The sequence below is a fragment of the Rhizobium sp. EC-SD404 genome (assembly GCF_902498825.1).
Taxonomy (GTDB): domain Bacteria; phylum Pseudomonadota; class Alphaproteobacteria; order Rhizobiales; family Rhizobiaceae; genus Georhizobium.
In genome coordinates this window covers 1-4,306 of the sequence record NZ_LR701445.1, presented here as the reverse complement: position 1 = coordinate 4,306, position 4,306 = coordinate 1, and the positions used below count along the sequence as shown (strand labels likewise).

General features: G+C 62.5%; 3 protein-coding genes. 2 read left to right on the top strand and 1 reads right to left on the bottom strand.

The features are described from left to right. A partial coding sequence (locus GC125_RS00060) for an alpha/beta fold hydrolase (RefSeq protein WP_151983174.1) occupies positions 1–2,111 on the bottom strand: 2,111 nt, incomplete at its 3' end. Positions 2,112–2,557: 446 nt separating this feature from the next. On the opposite strand from GC125_RS00060, the gene GC125_RS00055 reads away from it, so the two are divergent. Then, complete coding sequence (locus GC125_RS00055; protein ID WP_151983173.1) at positions 2,558–2,800, top strand: hypothetical protein; 243 nt, start codon at positions 2,558–2,560, stop codon at positions 2,798–2,800. A gap of 271 nt (positions 2,801–3,071) precedes the next feature. Beyond that, entirely contained in the window at positions 3,072–4,136 is a 1,065-nt protein-coding gene (locus GC125_RS00050; RefSeq protein WP_151983172.1) for a class I SAM-dependent methyltransferase, read from the top strand. Positions 4,137–4,306: the final 170 nt, after the last annotated feature.

The following is a 4,306-nucleotide window of genomic DNA, read 5'->3' as shown; positions in this document are numbered from 1 at the left end:
CGCCTAACGAGCTCGTGGCTGACAGTCTCGTTGATTTCCTCGGCGCCCGCTTCGATGATCGTGACGGCCTTGAAGCCAAGCGAGCCGACGAATTCGTGCACCAGTCGGGATTTGCCAACGCCTGCTTCGCCGATCACGGCGACCATCTGGGCTTCGCCCTCGCGGGCGCGCTGCCAGGCCGTCGACAGGGCTTCCAGATCGGTGACGCGGCCGACGAGCGGGGTCAGGCCTTGCCTCATGCGCAGATGCCAGCGCGACAGAGCGCGATTTTCCGCGATGAGTTCAAAGATCGGTCCGCTGCTCGAGAGCTTTGTGCTTGCGGCCACGTCGGTCGGCGTAGCGGAGACGAACCCGCCGGCGCTTTCGCGGGCGCGCGCGGTCAGCGCGATCATGTTGCGGTCGAGCACCGAGGCGAGCTCGATCGCGTCCTTGGTCACTGCGCCTGAAATGCGCAGCGCGCCTGCCACCCCCGGCGCTTCACGAATAAACGCCTCGCCGGAATCGATGGCGACACGCAAGGCAACGTTCGAGCCGGCTTCGCGCATTACTTTTTCGAAGATCGATAGGGCAGCGCGGCACGCACGCACGGCATGTTCCTCCAACGCACGATCCGCGCCGAACGCCGCAGCGACCAGGCCGTCGCGGATCTCAAAAATAATACCGCCTTGCGCGGTGGCCAAATCGATGACGCCATCCATCAGGGGATCAATCGCCGCGGCCAGGGCTTCCGAATCCGACCCGCCGATTTCCGTGCTGGAAAAATCGGCCACGAGGACACTGATCGGCCTCTTGGCGCTTCCAATCGCATGCTGCCGGGCGGGGGCGGTCACCTCGTCCGCAAAGCGCTTCAAATTGTCGATGAAACGAGTGAAAGCAGGCTCGGATTCGAGCAGAATATGGTTGTTGCTCTCCAGTTCCACGTAGCGCGCATTGGGTATGCCGCTTGCAAAGGCGCACCCCGACGCGATCGGCACGACGCGATCGCCCTTGGCATGCATGACCAGCGTCGGGACGGCGACGCGCCCCAGAAGGTCGGTCACGTCGATATCGGCGAAGCTTTCGGCGAGCCGGTAAGCATTTTCCGGCGTCACGGTCATCCGCTGCAGTTCGTTGTACCAATCCATCTGTTCCCGGGTGGCGCCGGGGATGAAAGTGGACGTGAAGACCTGCCGAAAGACGGGGTCATCGCTGCCCCAGCCCTGCCGCATCAAAGTGGCCATCGCTTCTCGAAGCCGGATCTCCTCGGGGTCGCCGCGCGCCCTCCAACCTTTGACGTAGCCGCCATAGAGGGCGAGGCCGCGCACGCGCTCGGGATGCCGGACCGCGTAAGCGACCGAGATGGCGCATCCCTGTGAAACGCCGAGCAAGACCACCTTGTCGTATCCTGCCGCATCTACGATGCTTTCCAAATCGGCCACCATCGCGTCGAAGCTGATGTCCTCCACGTCCCATTGCGACATGCCGTTGCCGCGTTCGTCGTAGCGGATGAGCGTGTTCCTCGCTGAAAGCTCCCTGATCCAGTGTCGCCAGACAGGGCTCTGCGTGTCGAAGCGCAGATGCGACATCCAGTGGGCGGCGCGCACCATCGGCGGCCCACTCCCGGTCATCGCATAGGCCACACGCACGCCGTCACGCGTCGTGCAGTCGCGCACGACCATCTGGACCGCGTCCTCGGCGTCTCGGGCATTGTCGAGCGGCGGGGTTGGCTCGATCGCCGGCGGCGGACCGCTCACCGATCTCGTGCGCGCGCTCTTTGCCAGCATGTCGACCATCCGCGAGAGCTCAGGCTCTTCGGGAGCCAGTCCATGAAGTTCCTGCGCGTAGCGCAAGGCCGTGTCGGGTTCGTTTGCCGACAGCGTCTCGACAAGGCGGCGCAATGCCTTGAGGTGCAGGATTTCCAGCTCATTGGCATGCGCGATGCGCCATGCTTCGAAGTTCGGGCAGCGCGGCAGGGAGAGGTCGTCGAGAAAGCGACCCCGAAAGGAGTTCGCGAGCGCTTCCAGTTCGGCCCGGTTCAGCGTGTCGAACGGCTTTGCCGACATGGCTTGCACGAAGTTTATGTCCGTCGCGACCGCTCCCGGCGCGATGGCGACGGAATTTCGGTCCGCCATGAAGATATCGCCGTCCGAGTCGTTGAGGATTCCGCGTATCTTCGAGAGGCTCCAGCGCAGGGCACCGCGAGGGTCATCGGGCACGTCCCAGAACATCTCACAGAGGCGTTCGCGACGCTGTGGCTGCCTGACGACTGCGAGGTAGGCGAGAAGCGCACGTGTTTTTCGAGACGGAGGCAGTCGGACCGACTGTCCATCGCGCACAAGCTGCAAGTCCCCGAGGACGTTGATCCTGATCTCTGAGGCCATGGCGTCTCAAACGAGACCCCCTCCTCAATATTAGCACATTATTGCGTCGTCCAACGCAAATTCAACGCTCGCTACCACCCTCGTTTCCATGGTCGTCGGCGACAACGGTCAACATCGGACGATGCAGAGCCAAGAGAGCTCCGGTTCGATCAAACAACCGAAACCCCAGTCCACAGATCAACACGAAGGAAATGATCATGTTCAAGTCCACGATCCTCGCCGCGCTCGCTTTCGCGTCCTTCAGCAGCCTCGCCACCGCCGGTATCCTCGACGTCAATCCTTACGGCGAAGAAACCTGGCGCACTCAAAGCCACTCCGTAGAGCGCCAGTCCGTCCACAAGAACGCAGAACGCGGAAGCTCGGGCTTCCCCAACCGCTGGCGGACGGACATGCCGGAAGCGATGCCGGCGATCGTACCGTACAACGGAGCGTTTCGCTGATCGGCCACCGCTCCGAATTAGCGCCCTATGACCCGTCGCGACACGACGCGGCATGCCCGCGTCGTGCTTCGCTTTCCGGTTCCGCAGCTAGGTCCGATCGCGGTCGATACTGCGGCGCCCGATGACCAACAAAACCCGACCTTTGCGCGGAATGCACGCGCACAGCGCTGATGCGCTGGTGACATGGCGAGGGTTCGGCTTCGCATCGGTCGAACAACAGTGTCCACCGTCGTGATCGGACCTGATGATGTCTCAACTCTGGGAGGTTGCAATGAAGCAGATTGACGAAGCCAAACTTCAGGCCTTCATCGGAAAGATGCTTGTCGATCTCGGCGGCGCCTATAGCGTGCCGACCGTGCGCATCGGATTCCGGCTCGGCCTGTTCGACACGCTCAACAACCACGGACCGATGACGTCCGACGAGTTAGCCGAACGAGCGGGCAGTCTCGCGCCACGCTACATCCGCGAGTGGGCGCTTGCCCAGGCTGCCGGGGGGTATATCGACTACGATCCCGACACCGAGCGGTTCAGCCTGTCGCCCGAGCAGGCCATGGTCTTTTCCCAGCAAGAAAGTCCCTTTTATCTCGCCGGTGCCTTCGATCTGGCCGCCGCAATGATCGAGGGTGAATCCAAGGTCGAGACTTCCATGCGCACAGGCGGGGGCGTGCGCTGGGGCGACACGGCCGGGTGTCTTTTCTGCGCCACGGGGGCGTTCTTCAGGCCCGGCTACGTCAACAACATTGTCCAGAACTGGATGCCGTCGCTCGACGGTGTGGTGGACAAGCTGCAGGAAGGCGCGCGCGTGGCCGATGTCGGTTGCGGCGTCGGGTTTTCCACGTTGTTGATGGCTGAGGCCTATCCGAACAGCGAGTTTGTGGGCTTCGATTTCCACGAACCGTCCATCGACGAAGCGCGGCGGCATACAAGAGACCACGGTGTCGACGACCGCGTCCGGTTCGAGGTCTCGACCGCGAAGGATATCGAGGAGAAGGACTTCGATCTCGTCACCTTCTACGATTGCCTGCACGACATGGGCGATCCACGCGGTTGCGCCGCGCATGTGCGGGAGATGCTGAGCGACGACGGGACCTGGATGATTGTTGAGCCGATCGCAGGGGACCAGCCACGTGACAACATGAACCCGATCGGGCGGCTCTACTACAATGCGTCCACCATGCTCTGCGTACCGACGTCGCTCGACCAGGAAGTGGGCGAAGGACTGGGAGCACAAGCGGGGGAAGCTCTGTTGACGGAGGTGGTCAAATCCGGCGGGTTCACGCGCGTACGGCGCGCGGCGACCGGCCCATTCAACATGGTGATCGAGGCGAAGGGCTGACAATCCGAAGCGATGCCCTTCGAGTGCGCTCGCTGGTTGCGTCATCTGATGTGCGCTATTCGATTGAAAGTCGCGTTGTACGCCAAGGGTCTGAACTGCGAGCCGCATCACATGCAAATGAATTATGCTGCGGGGGTTACCCTGCTCGGGCTCAGTGAACAGTGTGTCCA

Bases quoted from the DNA above. Each gene is read 5' to 3' on its own strand.
- GC125_RS00055 (WP_151983173.1), top strand. From the start codon at position 2,558: ATGTTCAAGTCCACGATCCTCGCCGCGCTCGCTTTCGCGTCCTTCAGC.
- GC125_RS00050 (WP_151983172.1), top strand. From the start codon at position 3,072: ATGAAGCAGATTGACGAAGCCAAACTTCAGGCCTTCATCGGAAAGATG.